20 protein-coding genes are annotated in these 24,608 nt (G+C 33.7%); all 20 read right to left on the bottom strand.

The features are described 5' to 3' along the window. Positions 1–129 precede the first annotated feature (129 nt). The 20 genes from GBO31_RS03985 to GBO31_RS04080 all read right to left on the bottom strand — a co-directional run bounded on the left by GBO31_RS03985 (position 130) and on the right by GBO31_RS04080 (position 24,339). Positions 130–357 (bottom strand): hypothetical protein, encoded by a 228-nt coding sequence (locus tag GBO31_RS03985; protein ID WP_219007027.1) that lies wholly within the window; start codon positions 355–357, stop codon positions 130–132. A gap of 32 nt (positions 358–389) precedes the next feature. Beyond that, positions 390–932 (bottom strand): DUF420 domain-containing protein, encoded by a 543-nt coding sequence (locus GBO31_RS03990; protein ID WP_219007028.1) that lies wholly within the window; start codon positions 930–932, stop codon positions 390–392. Beyond that, a complete protein-coding gene (locus GBO31_RS03995; RefSeq protein ID WP_219007029.1) occupies positions 925–1,659 on the bottom strand; it encodes an SCO family protein in 735 nt (244 codons plus the stop codon). Before GBO31_RS03995 ends, GBO31_RS03990 begins: the two co-directional genes overlap by 8 nt. Before the next feature lie 3 nt (positions 1,660–1,662). Further along, entirely contained in the window at positions 1,663–2,316 is a 654-nt protein-coding gene (locus GBO31_RS04000) for a hypothetical protein (protein ID WP_219007030.1), read from the bottom strand. 100 nt (positions 2,317–2,416) lie between these two features. Further along, entirely contained in the window at positions 2,417–2,776 is a 360-nt protein-coding gene (locus GBO31_RS04005; RefSeq protein ID WP_219007031.1) for a cytochrome C oxidase subunit IV family protein, read from the bottom strand. A 25-nt stretch (positions 2,777–2,801) separates the two neighbouring features. Further along, on the bottom strand, positions 2,802–3,785 hold the full coding sequence (locus tag GBO31_RS04010; RefSeq protein WP_219007032.1) for a cytochrome c oxidase subunit 3: 984 nt from the start codon (positions 3,783–3,785) through the stop codon (positions 2,802–2,804). A 48-nt stretch (positions 3,786–3,833) separates the two neighbouring features. Then, positions 3,834–4,415, bottom strand: coding sequence for a cytochrome c oxidase subunit 3 (locus tag GBO31_RS04015; protein WP_219007033.1), 582 nt, complete (start codon positions 4,413–4,415; stop codon positions 3,834–3,836). After that, positions 4,406–5,308: a heme o synthase gene (gene cyoE / locus GBO31_RS04020; protein ID WP_219007034.1), complete on the bottom strand. Its 903-nt coding sequence runs from the start codon at positions 5,306–5,308 to the stop codon at positions 4,406–4,408. Before cyoE ends, GBO31_RS04015 begins: the two co-directional genes overlap by 10 nt. Positions 5,309–5,538: 230 nt before the next feature. After that, positions 5,539–6,282 (bottom strand): energy transducer TonB, encoded by a 744-nt coding sequence (locus GBO31_RS04025; protein ID WP_219007035.1) that lies wholly within the window; start codon positions 6,280–6,282, stop codon positions 5,539–5,541. 112 nt (positions 6,283–6,394) lie between these two features. Next, positions 6,395–7,141, bottom strand: a complete 747-nt coding sequence (locus tag GBO31_RS04030; RefSeq protein WP_219007036.1) for an energy transducer TonB — start codon at positions 7,139–7,141, stop codon at positions 6,395–6,397. A gap of 106 nt (positions 7,142–7,247) precedes the next feature. Then, positions 7,248–7,973, bottom strand: a complete 726-nt coding sequence (locus tag GBO31_RS04035) for an energy transducer TonB (RefSeq protein ID WP_219007037.1) — start codon at positions 7,971–7,973, stop codon at positions 7,248–7,250. A gap of 157 nt (positions 7,974–8,130) precedes the next feature. Next, a complete protein-coding gene (locus tag GBO31_RS04040) occupies positions 8,131–8,523 on the bottom strand; it encodes a VanZ family protein (RefSeq protein WP_219007038.1) in 393 nt (130 codons plus the stop codon). Then, entirely contained in the window at positions 8,513–8,893 is a 381-nt protein-coding gene (gene gcvH, locus GBO31_RS04045; protein WP_219007039.1) for a glycine cleavage system protein GcvH, read from the bottom strand. The genes GBO31_RS04040 and gcvH overlap by 11 nt, the downstream gene beginning before the upstream one ends. 147 nt (positions 8,894–9,040) lie before the next feature. Beyond that, positions 9,041–16,252, bottom strand: a complete 7,212-nt coding sequence (sprA, locus tag GBO31_RS04050; RefSeq protein WP_246615760.1) for a cell surface protein SprA — start codon at positions 16,250–16,252, stop codon at positions 9,041–9,043. Positions 16,253–16,257: 5 nt separating this feature from the next. Further along, complete coding sequence (gene ruvA / locus GBO31_RS04055; RefSeq protein ID WP_219007040.1) at positions 16,258–16,839, bottom strand: Holliday junction branch migration protein RuvA; 582 nt, start codon at positions 16,837–16,839, stop codon at positions 16,258–16,260. Between the two features lie 126 nt (positions 16,840–16,965). Beyond that, complete coding sequence (locus GBO31_RS04060) at positions 16,966–19,278, bottom strand: NADP-dependent malic enzyme (RefSeq protein WP_219007041.1); 2,313 nt, start codon at positions 19,276–19,278, stop codon at positions 16,966–16,968. Between the two features lie 140 nt (positions 19,279–19,418). Continuing rightward, a complete protein-coding gene (locus GBO31_RS04065) occupies positions 19,419–21,362 on the bottom strand; it encodes a trehalase family glycosidase (RefSeq protein WP_219007042.1) in 1,944 nt (647 codons plus the stop codon). Between the two features lie 18 nt (positions 21,363–21,380). Further along, positions 21,381–23,099, bottom strand: coding sequence for a sodium:solute symporter (locus GBO31_RS04070; RefSeq protein WP_219007043.1), 1,719 nt, complete (start codon positions 23,097–23,099; stop codon positions 21,381–21,383). Positions 23,100–23,397: 298 nt separating this feature from the next. Beyond that, the gene (locus tag GBO31_RS04075) at positions 23,398–23,577 is read right to left on the bottom strand and encodes a hypothetical protein (RefSeq protein ID WP_219007044.1); all 180 of its coding nucleotides are present in this window, start codon (positions 23,575–23,577) and stop codon (positions 23,398–23,400) included. 573 nt (positions 23,578–24,150) lie between these two features. Continuing rightward, positions 24,151–24,339: a hypothetical protein gene (locus tag GBO31_RS04080; protein ID WP_219007045.1), complete on the bottom strand. Its 189-nt coding sequence runs from the start codon at positions 24,337–24,339 to the stop codon at positions 24,151–24,153. Between the last annotated feature and the right edge of the window lie 269 nt (positions 24,340–24,608).

Raw genomic sequence — 24,608 nt, forward strand, 5'->3', positions numbered from 1 at the left:
GTTTCCCCTCTAGAAATAAATTCGATCGGTTAGTGTAGTCTTATTACATAAGACTTATCCTACAGCAGTTTCGTTACACTTCAATGTGTTATGAAAATGTTAAACCTTAAATTATTAAGACAAAGGTGTTTAATGGCTTTTGGAGGCTTTCTTCTTATTGCGGTAAATAAAATACCCTACAGTTCCTATGAGAATATATGGAATGATCATTAAATATACGATACCATTATTAATTCCTTTAGCGGTTTGTTGCCCTTCTTCGCTCTCAAGAACAGCTCTACACATTGCACATTGCGCTTCAATTGGAAGCGTAAAGAGCAACATTAAAACTAAAATCCATACATATCTTAATTTCATAAACAAGCTATTAATGTTTGTAACTACTAAAACTAATAATAAGGAGAAATCATCAAATAAACGACAACACCAGTTACTGCCACATAAAGCCAGATAGGAAAGGTAACTCTTGCGATTTTACGATGTCTATCAAAACTTTTTGATAATGCTCTAACATAGGTAATTAAAACAAAAGGAATAACAACAATAGACAACACAATATGTGTGATTAAAATAAAATAATACACATAACGTATCATTCCTTCTCCTCCAAATTTAGTAGAATCACTGGTCATATGATAAGCTACGTACATCACCAAAAATAAAACTGAACAAGCAATAGCAGTTTTCATGAGGTTTTCATGTAATTTCACTTTTTTATTTTTTATCGCCCAAAATGCTACGATAAGAATTGCGGCTGTTATCCCATTTATGGTTGCATAAATCGGAGGTAAAAAAGTTAATGGCTCTACATCAAAACCCAACTTTCGAAGATTTACTCCAAACAGTGCTGCAACAGCTAATGGAATAGCTATAGACAATATAACGATCCATTTATTATATTTACTTTCGGTCTCTGTAATAGTCTTATTCATCCTCTTCTAATAATTTCTTGATATCTTTTAATAAGATCGTAATCTGTTCTTTCTCTCCATTTTCATCTTCCTTTTCTTCTACACCGATAGTTCCTCTATAATATATAATTGGATTTCCTGAAGCATCATATCGCGACCGAACATATCCTTCCTGATCTATCAGCGCGAAATAACCATTATGCTCAAATCCACCAGGAACATCTGGATTCTCTGCTGCATATATATTAAATCCTTCATTTGCTAAATCATACAAATCTTCACGCTCTCCGGTTAGTAAATGCCAATCAGGATTTGTTATTCCATAGTTTTCTGCATATTTCTTAAGCATACTTGGTGTATCACGTCTTGGATTAATGGTAAAAGATGCAACACCAAAATTTTCATAATCCTTCAACTTATTTTGTAAATACACCAAATTCTTGGTCATCTTTGGGCAAATGGTTGGACAACTTGTAAAGAAAAAATCCACAACATACACCTTGCCTTTAAAATCATGATTTGTTATCAATAAACTATCTTGATTTAAGAAGGCAAAATCTGGAACTTTCTTAGGCTTTCCATCAATTTTCATATAAGAAAGCTTTTGATTTACTACAGGGTTACTAGCGCTCATTCTATCATTCTCGACTATAGAAGCATTTTTTATTCTATTAACTATTCTTGGAATAAAAATTATTCCAAAAATCAGAATAACAAACGATATACCTACATATGAATATTTCTTCATCTCTTATTTTTCTTTTCGGTCTGCTTTATATTTTTTCAACGCCAAACGATATTCCGCAAGAATGACTTTTACATCATCCACCATCACATTATTCAGATCAGCCACAGAACTCGTATCATACCCATACACTTTAATTTCGTTTTTCTCTCTATTCTCTTCCCTTCCTCTTAGATTAACCTGCTTATCGATTATAAATACAAAATCAGTAGCGTTCTTTTCATCTAAATTATATGGTGTTTTAAGATCATTAAAAAAGCTTTTAATGCTTTCTGGAGTACCAAAAACAAAATTCCATCCAGATACATCTGTTAACTTACTAAGCTCTTGCAAAAGCTTTTTAGCTTCGTTTTCACTTCCATAAGGGCAAACTATTACAAACTGGAAATCTCGAAACTCATGGTTCTTTTTATAGATCTTTTGATTGAGATTAAATGCATTACCTCTCTTACTAAGAATGTCTTCTCCAAAAAAGCCTAAGATGGTAATCTTATCTTGCAACTTTATCCCTTTTTTAGAAAGACTTTCGAACTTATTAAGACTGCCCACCGATTCTACTAAGACAGGAAGTTTGGAAAAATTATCGACTGCAGAAGCGAAGAAAAGATATGCTACTATCGGCAGAATAAATAGTATTCCTAGAACTAAAAACTTTTTCATTAAATTGACAACTTAACTTATTTGCAAAAATAAAAAAGACGGTTGAAAACAACCGCCTTTTACTATATTTTATTACGCTTTTAACGTGGGCATAAGCTTATTAAAAGTCCCAGCTTTTGTGACCTGCTTTAAACACTTCATAAATATAGTCTCCTTCGGTTAGCAAAATAAAAATTAAATAACTAATAAGGAAAACTGCTGTCCAAACAACCGCTCTTCGAAGACCTTTGGTCTCTCCTTCCATATGCATAAACGCCCAAGTGATATAATATGCTTTGTATATCGTTAAAATAATAAAGATCCAGTTTAGTAATTTCATACTAATTACTGTGGTCTCCATTAAAAATGCAGGTTTTATAATACCTAGAATCACTTCTACTATCGTAACAACTGATAATAAAACAAATACATACCATATTCTTTTGGTATTTGATTCGTGATGTGCTGTATCGTGTCCCATATCTATTCTAAATTCTTTTTAATAATTAAACTAGGTAGAAGAATGTAAATACAAATACCCAAACTAAATCTACAAAGTGCCAGTAAAGACCAACTTTTTCCACCATCTCGTAATTCTTTCTTCTTTCATAAGTTCCTAATATCACATTAAAAAATATGATGATATTAATTACTACACCAGATAATACGTGAAATCCGTGAAATCCAGTAATGAAGAAAAAGAAATTAGCAAATAATGGTGTTCCATATTCGTTATGGATCAAGTTTGCTCCTTCTACAATACCTATAGCATCTGTATTTAATCTCTTTAAAGACTCTTCTCTAGACAAAATAGTTTTCTCTCCTTTTTCTGTAAGTATCTGAGTTCTTATTAAGAGATTACCTTTTTTAGCAAAACCTTCTCTTATTTCTTCGATAGTATATGTAGGCAAAGCTTTTTCTGACTCATACCAAACTCCATTTTTACTTTGGTGTTGTGCTCTATCTTTATGCGTATTGACTATAGCTATATCATGTAATGCAACTCTATGACCTTCTTGGTCTACAAATTGTAATATCTGACCACCTTTAGTTTCTACCGCCCCATATTCTCCTTTTATAAAGTTTTTCCATTCCCAAGCTTGAGAACCAACGAATATTGCTCCTCCAATAATCGTAAGAAACATGTAAAGGATAACTTTCTTCTGCTTCATTTGATGTCCTGCATCTACCGCAAGCACCATAGTTACTGAAGAAAATATTAATATAAATGTCATCAATGCCACATAGTACATTGGTGCATCTACACCATGAAGAAACGGAAAGTGATTAAACACTTCATCCGCGATTGGCCATGAATCTATAAATTTAAATCTTGAAAAACCGTAAGCAGCAAGAAAACCAGAGAATGTAAGTGCATCAGATAGGATAAAAAACCACATCATCATCTTACCATAACTCACTTTCAGTGGTTTGTTACCTCCACCCCAAGTTTTACCTTCTGTACCTGTATTAGCAACAGTTGTTTCCATATAAAGAATTTGGTATTGTTAAATTTTCCACAAAAGTAATCAATTTTATTATCTAACGAAATATAAAAATAAAAAGAGATAAACCCACAAAACATCTACAAAATGCCAATACATAGCACCGAGTTCTAAACCAAGGGTTTGCCCTCTTTTATACTTTTGTTTAAAATGATTATAAATTACGACTAAAAGTACGATCAGCCCAACAATTACGTGGACTATATGTAATACTACTATGATATATAAAAATGTAGGAACAATATTTGCAGACGGTCCTGTAAAATTATACCCTTGATCCATGATATCCGCAAACCCTTGAAATTGCATAAAAACAAAAAGACCTCCTAATGCCAATGTTGTCAACAATAACAAAGTAGCCAAGCTTCTATTCTCGTTTTCGATCGCTCTTTTAACCAAATAAAAAGAAGCACTACTAGCAATTATAATAAACAAACTAATTAAAAATGCATTTGGAAACACTAGGTCTGTTAACCAATCTTCTCTAGTTTTACTTACTACGTAAGCACTAGTTAAACCAGCAAAAGTCATGGTCATACTTACCATAGCAAACCACATCATGGTTTTTTTTGCTCTTCTTTGTTTTTCAATTGTTGTTCCTTGTGTTAAATCCATGCACGAATAAATTTATCTGCCACATAAATGATTTGCAATAAAGTAATATAAGAAACACTTGCCAGCATTAATTGCTTTGCTGTTTTAGCATCTTTGATCTTATATAAACGAATTGCATATCTAAGTAAAAACACACCTAGCACAAGAATAAGAATTCCTGAAACAGGTGTAATATATAATTGCCCAGTAACTCCAAAAACTGGTATTAGTGATGTAACTACTGTCCATACGGTATAAATCACTACTTGAGTTGCTGTACTTTTATCTCTTTTTCCTGTAGGTAGCATAAAAAAACCACCTTTCTTATAATCATCAAACAAGAACCATCCAATTGCCCAGAAGTGAGGAAATTGCCAAAAAAACTGAATCATGAATAATGTTCCAGGTTCAATACCAAAGTCATTTGTTGCTGCTACCCAACCTAACATAAACGGAATAGCACCAGGAATAGCACCAACAAAAACCGCTAAAGGTGTTTTTGTTTTTAATGGGGTATACAAACTCACATAAATAAAAATGGAAATTGCACCAAACATAGCAGTTTGCGGATTGATCACATACAATACTGCAATACCTAATATTGTAAATAGAGTAGCAATAATGAATGCTGTACTCACCGACATTCTTCCAGAAGGTATAGGTCTATTCTTCGTACGATCCATTAGTACATCCAGATCTCTTTCTATTATCTGATTAAAGGCATTCGATGCTCCAACCATAAAATACCCTCCAATAGAGAGAAGAAACAAGGTAGTCCAAGAAATCGTTTCGACTCCCAGCAAATAACCTGCTACTGAAGAAAATACTACGCTTAATGCTAAACGCATTTTAGTAATTTCTTTAAAATCCTGAATAACAGAAGTTTTGACAGTATCTACTTGGGTTAAACTCAAATTTTGCACGTTTACTAAATTGCTTTTTAAAAAAGTTGTGCAAAGATATGCCTTAAAAGCATTATAGGCAACTTATAACTATTTATAATTCACCTTTTAACAACTGTTCTACAAATTAAGCGTCATTTAGCTGAACTAAAAGCATGTCTTAACACTTACGAATCATTCCAAAAAATATTAAAAAAGTCTATCCACTTATGAGGATAGACTTTTATCACTATTCTTAGCTATTATTCTTGTATTTTAAATTTAATTGGTAAGAAATATTTCACATTTACAGCGTCCTTACCAATCTTTCCTGGTGTCATCCTTGAAAATTTTCTTACGACTCGTCTGGTTTCTTTTTCCAAAGCCGGATGTGGCGCTCTTACTTTAACATCATTTATTGACCCATCTTTACTTACCTGAAACTGAACATGAATTCTTTGTATTCCTTTAAGACCATACTCAGCACCTAAATCAGTATTGAATTTATAAGAAACTATTTTCTTAATCTTACTGGATAAACAAGCAATTCTTTCATCATTACTGGATAATCCTTCACATCCTGGATAAATTGGAGCCACTGTAACTTTGCTAATATCATAAGTAATATTTTCAGTTTCAACAATGTCTAAAATTGAATCCACAGGAACAGATTTAGCTTTCCCTTTTTTGCTTATTGCACCAAGTTCTTTTGTCAGCTTATCAACAACCGACTTTTCTTCAACTTTTTTTAGCTCCACCAACACCTGTTTCTTTACTTTTCTAACCTCAACTAACTGCTTTTCAATTTTTGGTTTCTCTACTCTAAAAACATCCATTGTAAAGCTAACATCCTCTATATTATCAACCTCTTCATCYGGTGGTGCGATTACCGAAATAGAAGTATAGGTTTCAAACATCACAAAAGTGAATAATAGGCTTGCTATTAGCCCAATCTGAAAGTTTACCAATGTACTTTTTCGTACATTAGCATCGTGCTTGTTACTCATATTATTTAGTTTTAACGTTACAATTAAAATTTAAATCAACAAGCATACCAAAAAGGAATCCCGTTTACGATCATCGTAACGGGATTCTTATATTTAAACAAACGATTATTTTCTAATCCTGAACTTTATACACTATAGGAAGTTGATACTTTACTGTTACAGGTGTTTTACGTTGTTTTCCAGGTGTCATGGTTGGAAATAAACCAATTACTCTTTCCGCTTCTTTTTTAAGTTTTGGATGTGGTGCTCGGACTTGCACATTCTGAATGGTTCCATCTGAACTAACATCAAATATTGTATAGATTCGTTGAATACCACTTAGACCATAATCACTTCCGATACTTGTATCAAACTTTCTGGAAATAATCTTACCAATCTTTTCAGAAAAGCAAGCCGCTCTTTCTTTATTAGTTTTCAACTTTTCACAACCTGGAAAAATAGGAACATCTTCTACCAATGTAAAAGGAACATTTTCTGGTATCTCCTCTTCTTCATCATCTGCTATAGCATCTGGATTGAATGGAGCAGTTTCAATAACAGGTTCTTTACTCTCATACTCTTCCTTCATATCATCCAGAACAGCATCATCTTCCACTACTTCAAAATCTGTAGGATCCGGAATTGGCGCTGGTTGTTTTTGTGCTACCACTTTTTGTTCTGGTTCCTGATACACTTCAAAGGTTCCATCCCAAACCAAGGGTTCATCGTCAATGACCACAGGTTTATCTGCGATCTTTTTAATCGGTTCTGAAGTATACACTTCGAACATTGCATAGGTAAATAAAAGACTTGCAATAAGCCCAATCTGAAAGTTTACTAATGTTCCTTTTCGAACATTAGCATCATGCTTGTTACTCATATTACTTAGTTTAAACGTTACAAATAACTAAGCACAACAAGCATACCAAAAAAAATCCCGTTACATTGTTGTAACGGGATTTTATATAAAATAATATTATTTTGTTCTAGTCCTGAACCTGGAATACAATTGGTAAAGAATATAATACACCTACTGCCTTACCTCTTTGTTTACCTGGAGTCATTTTAGGTAACATTTTCACTACTCTCTGTGCTTCTTTTTCTAATCTTGGGTGTGGCCCTCTTGCTTGCACACCTACAATATTTCCGTTTCTATCAATTTTAAAACGAACATAGATTCTATTTACACCAGAAAGACCAAGCTCACTACCTAATTCAGTATTAAATTTACGGTTCACAAATTTCTTAACCTTATCACTCATACACTTCTTTTTTGCAGCATTACCAGCTTCTTTTTCACAACCTGGAAAAACAGGCACGTTTTCAATTACTGCAAACGGTACATCGGCGATCTCTTCCTCTTCTTCAACATCTTCTACTTCTTCAACCTCAACGATCTCTTCTTCCTGATTTGTTTCAGTAGATTCAATTATTGTTTCCTCAACTTCTTCTTCATCCTCAACAACATCGATAATTTCCGGAGCTGGTGGTGGAGGTGGTGGAGGTGGTGGAGTATTTAAGTTCTGTGTAATTGGAACTTCTTCTTCTTCCAATTCATCAAGATTTACCTGACCTATATCAATATTACTACGATCATAGGTTTTATACTCGATTGCTTGCCATGTTACAAAAAGCACTAATATTAACCCAAGTTGTAAAAACAACGCACTTTTTTTGGTTAAATCTGCTTTTGGATTTTTCTTTGGTTCCATACTACAATGTTATTATATGATTGCTAAAATAGCTAATTTCTTTTGTAATTTCCAACTAAACCATAAAATGTGAAACAAAAAACACCATTTTTAACTTTTGTAATCATACCTAAGTGGTGCTATTAGAAAAAAAAAAGCTACTTTGTTTTACTTTAATTTATAGTTTAACTTTATATCTAACTAACTTGTTTTTAAGTATTATCAGCAAAAATACCGCCAAAATGATTCCACTTGTATTCGCTAAAGCATCTTGCCAATCAGGACTCCTATAGCTAGTCAAGATTGCTTGTAAAAATTCCATCAAATTCCCAAACAAAAATCCAAAAGTAGCTGCCCAAGTCCAACTTGTAATAAACTTCCTAGATTGTTTTTTGGAATAAAAGAAAAATGCGAACCATACAATCGTAAAAACAAAATAAGCCAGAAGATGCCCTATTTTATCGCTTCCTTCAACCTTTACATTTATCGGAATAAAAACTTTTGCCAGCGAAAGCCAAGTAATAATACTTGTATACAAAACTGCAAAAGCCAATAGGGTTTTATGCCCCAATAAGCTCTTTATAATCATCTGCAGATAAAAGTCCTTCTACTTGAGAAGCATCAGCTATTTTTATTTTTACCATCCATCCTTCTCCATAAGGATCATTATTCACTAACTCTGGATCACCTTCCAAAGTCTCATTAAATTCAGTAATTTCTCCTGTTAAAGGCAAAAATAAATCCGAAACCGTTTTTACAGCTTCTACTGTACCAAAAACTTCTTCTTGCTCTAATTCTTCTCCAACGGTTTCAACCTCTACATAAACGATATCACCTAATTCACTTTGAGCAAAATCAGTAATTCCCACCGTTGCTACGTCACCATCTATTTTAATCCACTCGTGATCCTTTGTATATTTTAATTCTGAAGGAATATTCATTCGAAATAGTATTTATGAGTTCTTATTAATTTAGAAGACGAAAATAAATTTATTTTATCAAATTTTAGAAAAACAACCATAAAATTTATCAAAAATTAATTCTAACTCAAACTAATTAAAAAACGTTAATACCTATACGATTACTTACTAGTTCCCAAAATTATAACGAAGGGTAAATCCTCCTCGTATCGTTGTTTGCGGAAAGGCTGTAGAAATTGAGTACTGCGAGAACGTATGATCATAAAACAATAACGCAGTCAAGTTTTTACTTAAGGCATAATCTGTAGTAAATTTAATACCATAAATATCTTGCCCAGCAGTTACCTGTGTATTATCGATATCAAGGTATCTAATGATTGTTTCATTTTGACGTAATGATAAATCTGCTCTAAAATTCAGATCACTCTTAAGCGTTGTTTTCTTACCTGCAATTCGGGTAACAAATGTTAAGTCCTGGATTCTATACCCTAATCCGATAATATATTCATTTCCTTGAATTTCTGTAAGAAGGTTGTTATCAAAACTCAACGATAAAGCTCGGTCTTTTTTCCATTCTGCTAAAATCTTAATAGAGTTTTTCATTTCCATATCCAATCTTATCAAAGGACTAAACTGTTCCGTAAGATTAACGTTTGCATATAGCTCTGGATTTTTGAAATTATCTCCTTGATCTAATTCATCAGGGTTATTAGGATTAAACTCCAGATTCGTTTGGAATTGATTTATCGTATAGTTTGCACGATACCCATGTGCCATCGAGAATCTTTTAAAACGCTTCTTAAACCATTTCAGATTCATTAAACCGGTATATTTGATATCCCAATTTGGTAAAGGAACATCTCTAAAAGCACCTTTTTGTACACTTTGCGGATCCGCCCCAGTATATGCTGCAAGAAATGCTGGTAAAAGTACGGCTTGATTTGTAGGACCTAAACCAACTGGAAATTCATCTCCAGTACCAGGATCTATTCCACGCTCTAGAGCAAGACGCCTTGCAATAATCAGTCTGTTTTCTCTAAATTTATCGAAGGTTTCTGACGTAAACTCATCACTTTTCTTAAAAGCTGTCTTAATTAATAATGTAGAAATTGTATAATTACCAAAAGTATTTGGTGATAATGAAAAATACGGCTGATCAATATTTATTCCTAAATCGTTAAGATCTCCTGGATCTCCATCTGTATTTACTCTAAAATTCTCGTTATACGTTTCAGAATAGTTTCGATTAGCACTGATATCTATTTTTAAATCTTTCAGTAAATCTACAGAAGCCTGAACATTCAACTGTCTACCTTCTACCTCTCTATATTGTTGATTGAAATCATCATATAATGTCAACCAACCGTTTCTAGCAGCCAAATCTCTTATTTCGGACTGACTTCCGAAGGTAAAACCAACGGYTGGTTTTAATGTTCCTACGAATCCAGGCTCACGCACATAACCTGGTAAGAAAATACCATTATCCTGCTGATAATTAATATTCACCTTTTTTACAGCCGTCACCAGACCTATCGCAGTATTCAAGATTTTATCTCCAACTGTAAGCTTACTAGATCTCTTTTTTGTTTTCTTTTTAGCATCTGCTACGGCAGTCTTGTCTCCTCCTTTTTCATCTCCTTCTTTTGCTCTTTTCTTTTTAGCTACTTTTCTTCTACCTGGTTTTTTCTTTGTTAATCCTATATATTTATATAGCGTTCCCATATCCAAAGAACCATTTACGGTATGGACATTTGCATTCTGCACTGTATTTCCTAAATCCGGAATACCTTCTAAGTTCTTTAAAGCCTCACTTCCTTTTGTCCACTGAAAGTCCGCAGAATACGAATACGTGGCTCTCATAAATTTAAACAAAGGAACCTTATTAAATGGAATTTCATAGTTTACTTGTAATTGTTGACTATGAAAGTTAGGATCACCCACATCAAAGATACCACTCCACACACCAATTGACTCATCAACAACTCCTTGATTATCGATAAAATTCTTTACAATTCTATTATTAGCTGTATTGAAACTAAAATTAAGTGACTTTGTTAAATTGTAAYTGATACCAAACTGCCAATCGAATAAGAAATTACGTTGGGTAAGTGCTGGCAGAATACTTCCTGATTCTAACGTAATATCCCTGAATATTTGTTCACTGAACTGCCTATTGATATTTGAATTAACCGAAATACTTGTTGGTAATAGATTAAAATTAAAATCTTTTACTAAGTCGAAGTATTTACTTCTTCCTAAGAACTTAATCTTTTTAAAAGGTTCTATTTCTTTAGGCTGGAAACTAAAATCATAAGTACCTCCTAAACGCACTGTTTGTTCTAAAGATTTTTCTATTTCAAAATCACGATGATCCGTTTGATTATAAGTTCCAGAAAATGCAAAATTCTCCACATCATAAGGCATAGGTTTTGAATCACCAGTTCTATCTTTTCTTAGCCCAATTACATTAAAGCTTTGTCTTTTAGTATAATCTGTAGATTGTTTTAATATCCTATCTTTTTCATCTGAATCTGTTTCTCGATCTAATCGATCCTGAAGTTCCAAATCCAAAAATTCCGGATCATATTGAGGAGTAATTAACTCTTCTCCTCTACTATAGTTAAACGGCACCTGAATACCCCATTTTTTAGGCAATAATTGCCCTAAATTCACATTGGTGGTTAAATCATATTGTTTAACATCTTCAATACTTCTTTCATTTGGACCTTGTTCGATTCCTCCAAAACCAATAGTACTTATTCTACCTGAAGCACTGAATGTTGCAAAGTCGGCAATATTAGCATCCATACTACCTACTGCTGCCCAACCACCTTGGTTTTTAAGATCACTTAATCGCATTTCATTGAACCAAACGGTACCTGATTCATTAGAACCGCTAGCATTCTTGATTCCTACCATCATAATCTGCACATCTCCAAAGTTTGGATTTCCTTTAATACCCACTCGTAGATTATTAGGTCCATCGAAGAAATTAAGATCTGTGCTGTTCAAAGCGTTATTACCAATAACCGATGCTTTTATTTCTTGTAAAAAACTTAATGGTAAATTCAATCTATTTGCAACTGGCCAAACCACTTCAGGATCTATGCTATTATTTGGAGAAACAACAAGCGGTAATTCGATTTGATAGAAATTATTGGTAAAGTCATTCCCCATTCGAATAAAAGCAACTAACTCATCATCTGTTAAACTTGTTTGTTGTGGAAGATTTTCTGCATGCAAGAACATCTCTAGATTCTCGTATTGACGCATATCCACGTTAAAATTCTTATACACACCACGGCCATCACCAGGTTGTAACTGATTAACTGTTAACGCTAATGATCTTTCATCTTCTCTTATGGTAGTATTATTGTTGATTAACTCTTCCCTTCTAACTCCTGGAGGTGTTACATAAAATGGAGTCTCTTCTTCACTAACTGAAGTAACTATTACTTCATTTCCATTAAGGTTTAACCCACTTGTAGGGTCATTTGTAGCATTACCTTCTTGTATATATCTTCTATAATCTCCTCTTACCAAATCTAATGTAGCAAACCTTAAAACTACTGGTTGATCAAAATCCGTAACAATCATTCTCATAAAACGAATGGATCTAAAATCATTTTCACCAATATTCTGTCTTCCTGTTGGTTCATAAATAGGAACTTTAAATCGAAGCCAACGTGTTCTTCTAGTTACTCCATTTAAAATAGTAGATTCTGTTACTGGCGGTGCATCTGACACATACCCAGTACCCCCATCATTTCCTACATCCATACCAGGAAAAATAGGTATTTCATACTCGTAATAACTATCTATAGTATTCATCGTATTATCACGATTCACATCTTCCGCAGTTGGAAAAGTTGTATTCCCTCTATCCTCATTAGAAACGCTTGTTGGAGAATTTCCTTGAGTACCATTATAATCTCGATAGCGTTCTACAATATTACCTTCGCCTTGTAAAAAGTAGCGATAATTATCATTTGCCGGATCTTCAGTACCAAAATCAGCTGAAAAAGCCGCTACTTCCTGTTCATCATTTAGACCATCATATCCAGCATCTTGATTAACTCTTGCCTGACCTTCTGAATCAAATGCATATATTAAAGATTGATTTACAGGGACTCTTGCATCACCATAACCTGTAGTAATGGTACCATCAACGGAACCATCTGCTGGAAGACCATTCTCATATTGCTTTCTTCCATCTTTTAGGACATCTTCACTTATATTTCCTAAATTAAAAATAATCGTTCCACTTGTTGCATTTGTCAATGGCTCTTGTCCGTCTCCTGGGTCAAAAAATGGATCCATTAGCCAAAACTCTATAAACTCAACATTAGACTGTTCAAAATTAGTAGATGTTAATTGCCTGGTAATTCCTGCGAAATTATCTTCTGCCTGTGGTGGGGTTCCACCTGTTGCATATCCAGGATTAAAATTATAAGGCCCACGTTCATTAGGTCTATAATGAAGATCTAACGGAAACAATGACAAGGTTTGTCCAGGAGGTCTATCCGTTACCGGGAATATTTCATCAAGAAAAACTCTCCTCGCTGCGTTAAAATTGATATCCTCATCAGATACACCACTTGGCCTACCATTTGTATAAAATATCGGATCTACTGTGTACCAAGATAAATCTGCTCTTCTATATCCAGATTCTATTCCCGATTGAACAGAGCTTTCATTATCATTATTTGATCCAAAACCTATAGGCACACTTGACAACTCCCAAGACAAAGGAGAGCTTACATCAATTTGGGTTTGTGCTCCTTCAAAATCATCAATATAAGTAGTTACTTCTCCTCCAAAATCAGCACCTCTAGGAGCTCCAGCAATTAAATATGCTCCTTCTGCTCTTACTGAAACATTAGACGGTACATCTGTGTCAATATTAGGCAATTTATTCACCATTCTTGTAAGAAACGGCACCTCAGTAGAGTAATTCAGATTAAATCCTAAAAGCGTATTATTTATTGGTTCAAAATCATAACTGGATTTCTGAGTTATAGGTCTTTCATTCAAGTTTAAATATGTTCCACCAATAATGAAATCATCACTAAATTTATGTTCAACATTTAATCCACTAAATCGCTTGGTTTGCTGTCCAAATACTGCATTATTTTCTGTAGATACCTGGATTGGTGTATTGGACGCTAATAATGATTCATCCAAAATATTTACTCTACCTAATTGATAATTTACAGTATAATCAACACCTTCTTGTAAGGTTCGTCCACCTGCAGTAACAGTTACAGATCCTTGTGGAACATTGAACGCTCCCAGAGGAATCCCATCCTGTCCTGAAGACTTATACCGACCTCGAAGTTGAAAAAACTGGTTTTCTGCTGCTTGCTGACCCGCAATTACTTTCGTTTGCGTATAGAGTTCTCTAAATACATAACGACTTTGGTTACCATTATAGGCTGCTGGGTTTAAATAATCGTTTGGATTAGGTGCTCCATCGTTATCCAGTTTATTAAATAAATGTTGCCCAAAAGGCTCTACGGTAGTGAAAATAATTCTTCCATTCTCCGGATCGATAGTCAAACCAGGAACATAATCAAAAAAACCATCTCCTGCTCCATCTGCTCCTTGTACCGGATCATTATTTGGATTTAATCGATCCATATTAAATACAGTAAGCAGTCTTGTTTGCTCTACATCACCTGGTAATGGTGTTGCACTTCCTTCCGCCTGTGTAATATAATTTACTGGTGAGGGATTTGCGTATACAATATTTAATCTAAAATCTTCTGAATTTAATCGAAAAGCACCTGTATTATAGATATTTTTCATCATCAAATCCCATATAGGAAGCTCTACATTAATAATAGGGCTTTTCAACATTTTCACTACCAAACTATTACTAGAACCGGCATCAACACCAGTTCCCGTTGTATCACCACCAACAGTAGCGTTTACACCATCGTTGGCAAATTCACCCACCTGAAACACTTCTCCTCCAACAGTATATTGGAATGCAACGGCCAGAACTTCATCATTATTTAATTTCTGATTTAAAGAGATATACCCCAGCTGTGTATTTAACGTATATTCATTTTGATTTAATTGTCTTGCATTTTCAAGAATCGCATAGTCAAAACCTTCATTAAAATTTGAAATTGCTCCTGTAAATCCTTGTTGCACGGTAGCTATTTGCCTTACTGCATCTGTAATTGGACCAGCAGGACCAATTGCACCAGGATCTAGATCATTATTACCATTATCAGGAAAAGAACCTGCAGGTTGATTAAATAATGATGCTGGGATTGTAACATTCCCAGCAACTGGTGATTCTCCAAGATCCTGTAAGGCTACAATATTTCTCGCATCTGTTAAGGTTTGTGCACTTGTAGCTCTATTTGTTAACCAAACTTCTATTCTAGTTATTTGGATATTATTATTGATAAAAGGATAGTTCGTTAAAGCCTCATCATATGTATCTCTAAAGTAATGTGATAAGAAATAGTGTCTATTATCATCGTAATCAACTGCTTTAATCTCAAAATTTTCAACGGTTCCTCCTCCTTGTACATTTACAGATCTGGTTTCTGATCTTTGTTCTGAATATACGGCGGTTACCGTTGTACGTCCAAATTGAAGGCCAAGTTTAGCTCCAAATAAACTTTGTGATCCTTGAATTAAAGAATTATTAATTGGCATCGTTACATTACCAATTTCTATACTTCGTATAATATCATCCTCTGTTGGGGTATATTCTAATTTGATTTGATTCTGAAAATCAAAGGTAGATTCTGTATCATAGTTGGCTGTGATTTGCAACCTTTTTCCAACTTTACCTAATAAACTTAAACTAATTCTCTGATCAAAATCAAAGGTAAAATTACTTCTATTTCTAGGAGAGAATGCAGGATTATCTTGTTTGGTATACAAAATTCCTAAATCCATTTCTACAGACCCTTGAGGAATTATTTCAATTTCGTTTCCTCCAAAAATGGTTTCAAAGAAATTAGAGTTCACATAAAATATAGGAAGCAGGTTTTTACGTTTTTCTTCACTACCATCAGTTTTCCCACTAAAAGCACTAATTTTTTCTTTAAAATAATCTCTTCTTTGTTCTTCTTCGACTAAAGCTTCAAACTCTTCTGGAGTTAGAAATAAAGGATATCTAACATTAAAAGACCCTAGCATTTCTCGATAGATATATCGATTTGTTACTGGATCATATTCATATTTTGTAACAATACTATTCGGATCTGGTAAAGAAATTTCACCTAATGAAAACGTAGTACTTGTAGAATCTCGTACGGTTTCATTCTCCTGACCATGTAGCACACCACTACAAAGTACAATTAAACAAACTAGTCTTTTTAAAAATTTAAAATATAAGGAATGTAATGAACTCAATGTTTTTATAAATTTTTTAGTGCTTGTTTGATAATATTTTCTACAGTTTCTGTCGGACTCGTTTTTAGAATTCTATCTACAACTTTTTCCGCCTGCTTTCTATTAAATCCAAGGGTTTCTAAAGCAGATAACGCTTCATCCTTATTAGTATTGTTTTGGGATACAGAAAGTTCATCAATATTATAAACTTTAAGAATTTTATCTTTTAATTCAATGATCACACGTTGTGCTGTTTTGGCACCAATTCCTTTAATAGATTGTATTGTCGCCACGTCATTTGAAGCGATTGCTTCTTTAATTTGATCAGGATGTAATGAGGAAAGCATTGTTCTAGCAGTACTTGCCCCAATTCCGGAAACAGAAATTAAAAGTCTGAAGATCTCCCGTTCTGATTTTTCAGCAAAACCAAATAACGTATGTGAATCTTCTTTTACTTGAAGATGTGTATATAATTGTAAAAATTCTTGATCCGGTATTAATGAAAATGTATGCAATGAAACATGTAATTGATATCCCACACCATTACAATCTATTACTACATCCGTCGGATTTTTTTCTACAAGGCGCCCTTTGATTTGTGTAATCATTCTTTAGATGAGTGTTAAGCACCCAAAAGTAAGAAAATTATCCTACAAAACCGGTTAAAAAAATAAGCTTCAAAAAGTTATGATTTTGAAGCTTATTATACTTGTAAATTTTATTTAAAAAACGAGTTACGCTTCACTTGAAACTAAAGAAAACATTTCTTTTTCTCTCTTTTCCTTTTCTTGCGCATCAATTACAGCTACAGCAGCCACATTGATTATTTCTTCTACACTTGCTCCTAATTGCAAAATATGAACTGGTTTTCTCATTCCCATCATAATTGGACCTATAGATTCAAAGTTATTTAATTCCTTAAGCATTTTATAAGTACTGTTTGCAGAATCTAAACTTGGAAAAACTAAGGTATTCACCTTACGCCCATTAAGTTTTGAAAAGGGGAATTTATCTTTCCGCATATCTCTATTTAAAGCAAAATCCATCTGTAATTCTCCATCAACAACTAGGTTTGGATAATATCTATGTAAATAAGAAACAGCATCTTTTACTTTTGATGCATTTGGATGTTTTGAAGACCCAAAATTAGCGTACGATATCATTGCAATTACAGGATCAACACCAAACATCTCTACGGTTCTAGCTGTCATCTGAGCGATTTTTGCTAATTCTTTTGAAGTAGGATCGATATTAATAGAAGTATCACTAATAAATAAAGGTCCTTTATTAGTCATCATTACATTCATCGTAGCTACTCGTGTGGCTCCTTTTGCTAAACCAATAAGTTCTAGCATCGGTTTTAATACGGTAGGATAACTTCTAGAATACCCAGATAATAGCGCATCTGCATCGCCTTCATTTACCATCATTGCGGCAAAATAGTTTCGCTCTCGCATTAGGCGTTGTGCACCATATAGTGTAATTCCTTTTCTACTATTTTCTTGCCAATATTTTTCTGCATATCTATTCTTTCGATCAATTTCTTCATCCGCTTTAGGATCAATAATAGTTACGCCTGAAGGATCAAAATCGATTTCTTTCATCAACTCGATAATGATATCCTTTCTACCGAGTAATATTGGGAAAGCAATTCCCTCTTCTTTTACAGTTTGCGCAGCTTTTAAAACATCTAAATGATCGCCTTCAGCAAAAACCACTCTTTTAGGACTTAACTTAGCTCGATCCATTAGCAATCTTACCAGCTTATTATCATTACCCATTCGCTCTAATAGTTCGCTCTCATACTTATCCCAATCTTCTATTGGAGCTGTTGCAATACCACTTTCTATAGCTGCCTTTGCGACTGCTGGTGGTACTTTAGCAATTAAGCGAGGATCAAACGGCTTTGGAATAATATAATCTCTTCCAAAATTAAGTCTTGTTTCGCCATAAGCAATATTAACTTGCTCAGGAACTGGCTCTTTTGCTAATTCTGCAAGTGCTTTTACCGCTGCCATTTTCATTTCTTCATTAATCCCTGTAGCTCTTACATCTAATGCTCCTCTGAATATAAATGGAAATCCAAGAACGTTATTCACTTGATTAGGATGATCACTACGACCTGTGGCCATGATAATATCTTTACGAGTTTCTACAGCTAGGTCATATCGTATTTCAGGATCTGGGTTCGCCATCGCAAAGACAATAGGAGTATCTGCCATAGACAATAACATTTCTGGATCTACCAAATTAGCCATTGATAACCCAATAAAAACATCTGCATCTTTCATAGCATCTGCTAATGTATYTAAATCTCGACTAGTTGCAAATTCCGCTTTTTCTTTAGTAAGATTATCTCGATCGCTTCTAATGACACCTTTACTATCGGTCATTACAATATTTTCTGCTTTGGCGCCAAAAGCTTTATAAAGTCGAGTACACGAAACTGCAGCAGCTCCAGCTCCACTTACTACTATTTTAACTTTATCAATATCTTTTTCTGCAATTTCCAGAGCATTTAACAATGCAGCGGCAGAGATAATAGCGGTTCCATGCTGATCATCATGCATGACCGGTATATTCAATTCTTCTTTAAGGCGTCTTTCAATTTCAAATGCTTCTGGAGCCTTGATATCTTCCAAATTAATACCTCCAAAAGTAGGCGCGATATTTTTTACTGTTTCAATAAATGCGTCTACATCTTTCGTGTCCACTTCAATATCAAACACATCAATATCTGCAAAAATTTTGAACAACAGTCCTTTTCCCTCCATTACAGGTTTTGACGCTTCAGGTCCAATATCTCCTAACCCTAAAACTGCGGTACCATTGGAAATAACAGCTACCAAATTTCCTTTGGCTGTGTACTTATACACATTTGCCGTATTTTTTTCGATTTCTAAACAAGGTTCTGCTACTCCTGGAGAATATGCTAACGATAAATCTCGTTGCGTTGCATATTTTTTCGTAGGTACAACTTTGATTTTACCCGGAGAAGGTTTCGCGTGATATACTAATGCTTCTCTTCGTTTACTTTCGATACTCATACTAAATCCATAAAAATTGTGTGCTATACAAAGGTACAAGTCTGGACGAGATGCAAAAGGTAAAACCAAGTTATCTTTGAAAAAATCAACACTTCAGAAAACTTGATATTTTTTTATGAAATTAATTACGAATTAATCAATTATAAGTTGCTTTTTTTGAATATTTCATCAGGATCTACCAACTGATCTAATTGTGATTTTAGTTTTTCATTTAATATACTCAATCCTAGTTGATACGAAGCATTCATCCATCCAAAACCGCTAGGAGTTATATAGTCAAATTCAGTACCCACATTACCATACTCTGCATATACTTTATGCGTACAATTGATCACATCATATTTTTCTGGAATAGTTCCATTATAATTTACCGCATTTTTAGTAATCATCCATAACCATCGATAAACCAATTGCTGTGCTTCTTCCTGATAACCATAATTTATCAATCCTCTCCATATCATCATTTGATGAGGCGCCCAACCATTTGGATAATCCCACTGACGTTGTGGGGCATTCGGATCTTCTTTATTTGCTATATCTGTAGTGGCAGCTACTCCTCCTTTTTGAACCAAATTATCAAACAAATTTTTCACTAATGAATCAGCTTGTTCTTTAGAACATAATCCTGCCCAAAGTGGATAATAATTTGTAGCTGATTCAATTTTTTGTTTGGTTTTGGCAACAAAATTATAATCATAATAGGCTTGTTTTTCTTTATCCCATAACAAATCATTTATCAACTTCTTTCTTTCTTCAGCTTTAGCAAACCAATCAGTAGATGTATATTCTTTATCATTTATGGTAAACTTATCTGCAAATACTTCTTTGATTAAATATGCAATGTCTTTCTCATACTTATATAACAGGCTATTGATACCTACAGTATTTAAATGAACACAAACATCATCTAATCGATTTGAGGTATCATGCCCACTTTCACGCATAGAACGGTCATGTGTAAAATACAAATCGAGCTCTTGATCTTTGATTTCTCCAGAATCATACTTCTCAGTAAAATCCTTTAGGGAGAGTTTATATTTTTTGGCAAACTTGTTTAATATAAAATCAAAATGACCTTCTTCAGTTTCTGGAGGAATTCCAATACCTTCTCCATAAAAACGACTTAAACCAGTTTCGGTTAACCGAATTCCTTTTTCCATCCAAATAGTTTCATACTCTTTGATAACCATCTTTAGATTATCTGACAACCAATCTCTGGACACCTTAGGATCTTGTTGGTATATTTCTCTTACCAAAGAACTAAAAAAAGGCGGTTGTGTTCTAGTAAGGTAATAACTTCTATTAGCATTAAGAATTTTTCCATAATGTTCTATTTGATATCCAAAGTTATCTGCCATTGACATGGCCAAATCCGGACGACCGTCTATCAAAAGACCTATGGATTCAAAATAACTATCCCAACCATACATCTCATTAAACCTTCCTCCAGGAACTACAAATGGCTTTGCTATATAATTCCCTTTCTCATCTATAGTATGATCTAGATTAAGAATCCCTGGAACGTTATTTAGAGTTTTTACATATGCTGGTGTTATTTCTTCTGGCAATGTGATCACCTTTAACTTAGGTATTTCTGACTTTATAGTCTCAAAATATGCAATTGCTTCTTTGTCATTAAATGGCACATACAATCTAAAAGTATCGGTTTCTGATTTTGTATCTTCTAGTACAATTGCTAATCCTTTTTTATCTACTGATCTTGTAAGATTGTCCCAATAACGAGTTTTGATCAATCTTGAAATTCGGTTACTAGGCGACTCCGTGATTCGTTCTAAAGATATCGTATCATTCTTATCAGCGATCGCCAATTCTTGAAGCAAATTAGACAAATGATAAGTACCTTCGATCAAGGTGGTTTCTCCATTAGCATTTATAAACTCAAACTTTTTAGCCCCTTTATCGTCTACAGTGATTTTTTTATCTCCATCCGTATCTTCCTGTGAAATAAGTTGATTCAATAGTACTTCATGACCTAAATACTCTTTCTTTTGTTCATTCTTACAGTTTACTAAAATCACTGAAACCAAAAGAAAGACACAATATTTTATTCCAAACTTTGACATAATTACTTTTTGTTTACATTACCAGAAAAAACCAACTACAATAATCGTTACTACTAAAAGAATTACAGATAATATTCTATAATTTTTATACCATGGCAATCCAACAAGTTCTTTAGACTCTTGACTAAACATTTCCTTCTTATATGTATATTCTTCAATTTGTTCAGCGGATTGTGGCTTTGTAATCAAACTTACTATAATGTGTACAATTAAACTAATTACAAAAAGTGTATTTGCTTTTGCTAAAAAATGTAACTCATTAAGCTCAGGAACAATCTCATATTTCATTGATAAAATCATAAACAATGCAAAAGCACCACCAACCAATAAACTAACAAAAGCACCGTTACCATTTGCTCTTTTCCAAAACATTCCTAATAAAAACGCAGCAACCACAGGTGGGCAAGTAAACGCGATTACTAATTGTAGATATCCCCAAAGAGAATCACTTACTCTCTCTATAACTGGTACCCATAGTGAGGCCAAAACCACTAAAATCAACGTAGCAACCTGTCCTGCTCTTACTAGTTGTTTACTTGTCATATTTGGTTTTAATTGCTTCACAAAATCCATTGTTATTAATGTCGATGCTGAATTAAATGTTGCTGAAACCGATGACATCATTGCAGCCATTAATCCCGCTACAACTAATCCCAAAACCCCTACTGGTAGTAACTGAAATAATAAAACTGGATAGGTTAAATTAGGACAATCAGAAAGGTTCTTACACATACTGCCATCTGCTAGAGGATAATTCAGACCAGAGATATCCAATGTACTAAATAGCAACAACGCCAGGACTCCTGGAACAATCATAATAAAGATCACAGGTAATTTTAGTAGTCCTGCAAATAAAGCTCCCCAGCGTCCGTGATTAAGATCCTTAGCACCAAGCACCCGTTGCACCATAAATTGATTATTTGCCCAAAAATAGAAACCAAGTAGTGGCACACCTGTGAGTAATCCCCACCAAGGCATAAACTCATCGTTATCTGGTCGAACTAAACTAAAAACTTCATCAGCATTGGAGGGAATATATTTTCCTTCTTCCAATCGATTTCCAAAATTCACTTCTCCAGCGGATAACATCGTATCTAATTTTGCCATCATTCCAGACCAACCGCCTCCTAATTGATCAAAAGCAAAATAGGTAAGCAAACAAGACCCTATAATTAGTAAAATTGCTTGTATTACCTCTGTTTGTATTACAGAATTCAATCCTCCAGGAATTGTATAGGCTGCTGCTGCAATTGCCAATCCGATAATTATGATGGTAGAAGAAGTGTCTGGGAATAATAGTTTGAGAACAATACTACCAACATATAAACCCGCAGCAGTATCCACCATAACATTACCAACTACAGTTATTAAGGAAAAATAATATCTTGATCTTTTATCATAACGCCGTTCTAAAAATTCGGGCATGGTATACACTCCGGATCTTAGGTAAAATGGTAAAAAGAATATCGCAAAAAAGATCAGCACTACTACTGCATACCATTCATAGTTATATACATTAATATTCGTTTGATATGCATCTGATGCTAGCCCTACTAGGGTAGAACTGGAAATATTTGCAGAAAACAAAGCGATTCCCACTATTGGCCAAGTCATCGTTCTACCTCCTAAAAAATAGTCTTCAGAGCTTCCTCGTTTTGATTTTGAAATCCCATAAATAATAATTCCAATGAGATATACTACGATTACCGTAATATCGATATAAGATAATTCATTCATGTGTGAAATGTTTAATGCCTTTTATTACTTCTAGTCTATTAGATATCTATTCTTAATGACTTAGAATGCTAAAATCTTATTATTTTTAGATAAACCCTGATGAAGATACAAGTTTCTTATAAAATTATTAGGTTTTTAGCACCAAAAACAGTTAAAACGATATATACAACCGTTTGTATTATGAATTTTTCATGAAAAAAATCCTTTCAATATTATAATCCCTTACTTCCGTTATCCGTAAATAAAAAACAAAAAACCAGGATTGCTCCTGGTTTATATCTAATAAAGTGGATTTTTATCAATCACAAGTATTAGCAATAGGACAAGGTGTATGAATACTATCCACCCAACCATTACATGTACCATCTCTACACCATTCACAACAAAACATTCCAGAAGCAAACACTCCTCCTTTAATGGATTGTTGCTCTACTTTGTTTAATCTTTTGGCGCCTTTTAAAATAAGTAATTTTTTCATGTTGTTATATTTTTATTCGTTATTCCGAAAAATTGATTTTATCTTTTGATTACCTACAATTTGACAAGTCATCCTCTGCTAATACGCAATTAAATGGATCTGACCCACAACAGTATCCAGTAGGACAACAATGGTTTTGACAACGTTTTGGCTTATAAAGGCAAATCTTTCTTGCACCCCCGTTAATAGACAATTGTTCTTTTTTACTAAGTTGTTGAGCACCTTCTGCTCTTAAAATGTTATTTAACATGTTATAATTTTTAAATAATTAATTAAAAAAATGTAATTGAATTGTTGAGGAATAAATTATTCTACCCGTCAATAACAAAACAGTTTGTTCCTAGTGGTCCGTTTGGATCTACGCAACGAAATATTCCATTGCCCACATTACAGCATTGGAGGTCACCTCTACAAAGCGCTCCGTTAATACAACTTTTAAGTTGCTGGACACCTTGCCCTTTAATGGATTGCAGTTCTTTTTTGCTCACCTGTATAGCACCTTCTAGCTTTAATAAATTTTTCATCGTTTAAAAATTTTATATTCTGATTTTGTTAAATCATTGATATTAAAACCTATGCTGCAGAACAATTTCCATTTGGACAACAAATAGTTCCTGTTGGACATTCATGATTACTCACACAAACTGCTATCTGAGGTACTGAATTACCACAACGTCTATGACTACCTCTTCCTCCACTGATAGACACTTGTTCTTGTTTACTTAATTTTTCTGATCCTTTTAGACTTAATAAATTGTTCATGTTTAAAATTTTATATTAGTATTATAATTATGAATTACTTTATGTTGTTTAAATAGCGATACAAACCCCTGCTTTTCCAAATCCAAAATATCCGGTATCACATGTATAATTACAACCAGGGATATTGTTATTACAATCAAATGTTGTTAAACATCTAGCGAAGAAATTACAACTGAATTTTGATTGACCCCCGTTAATAAATCGTTGCTCTTGTTTAAGTAAAACATTTCCGAGCTTTTTTAATTTTTCCATATTTAATGTATTTAAAA

This window comes from Aquimarina litoralis, assembly GCF_019295435.1.
In the GTDB taxonomy this organism is placed as follows: domain Bacteria; phylum Bacteroidota; class Bacteroidia; order Flavobacteriales; family Flavobacteriaceae; genus Aquimarina; species Aquimarina litoralis_A.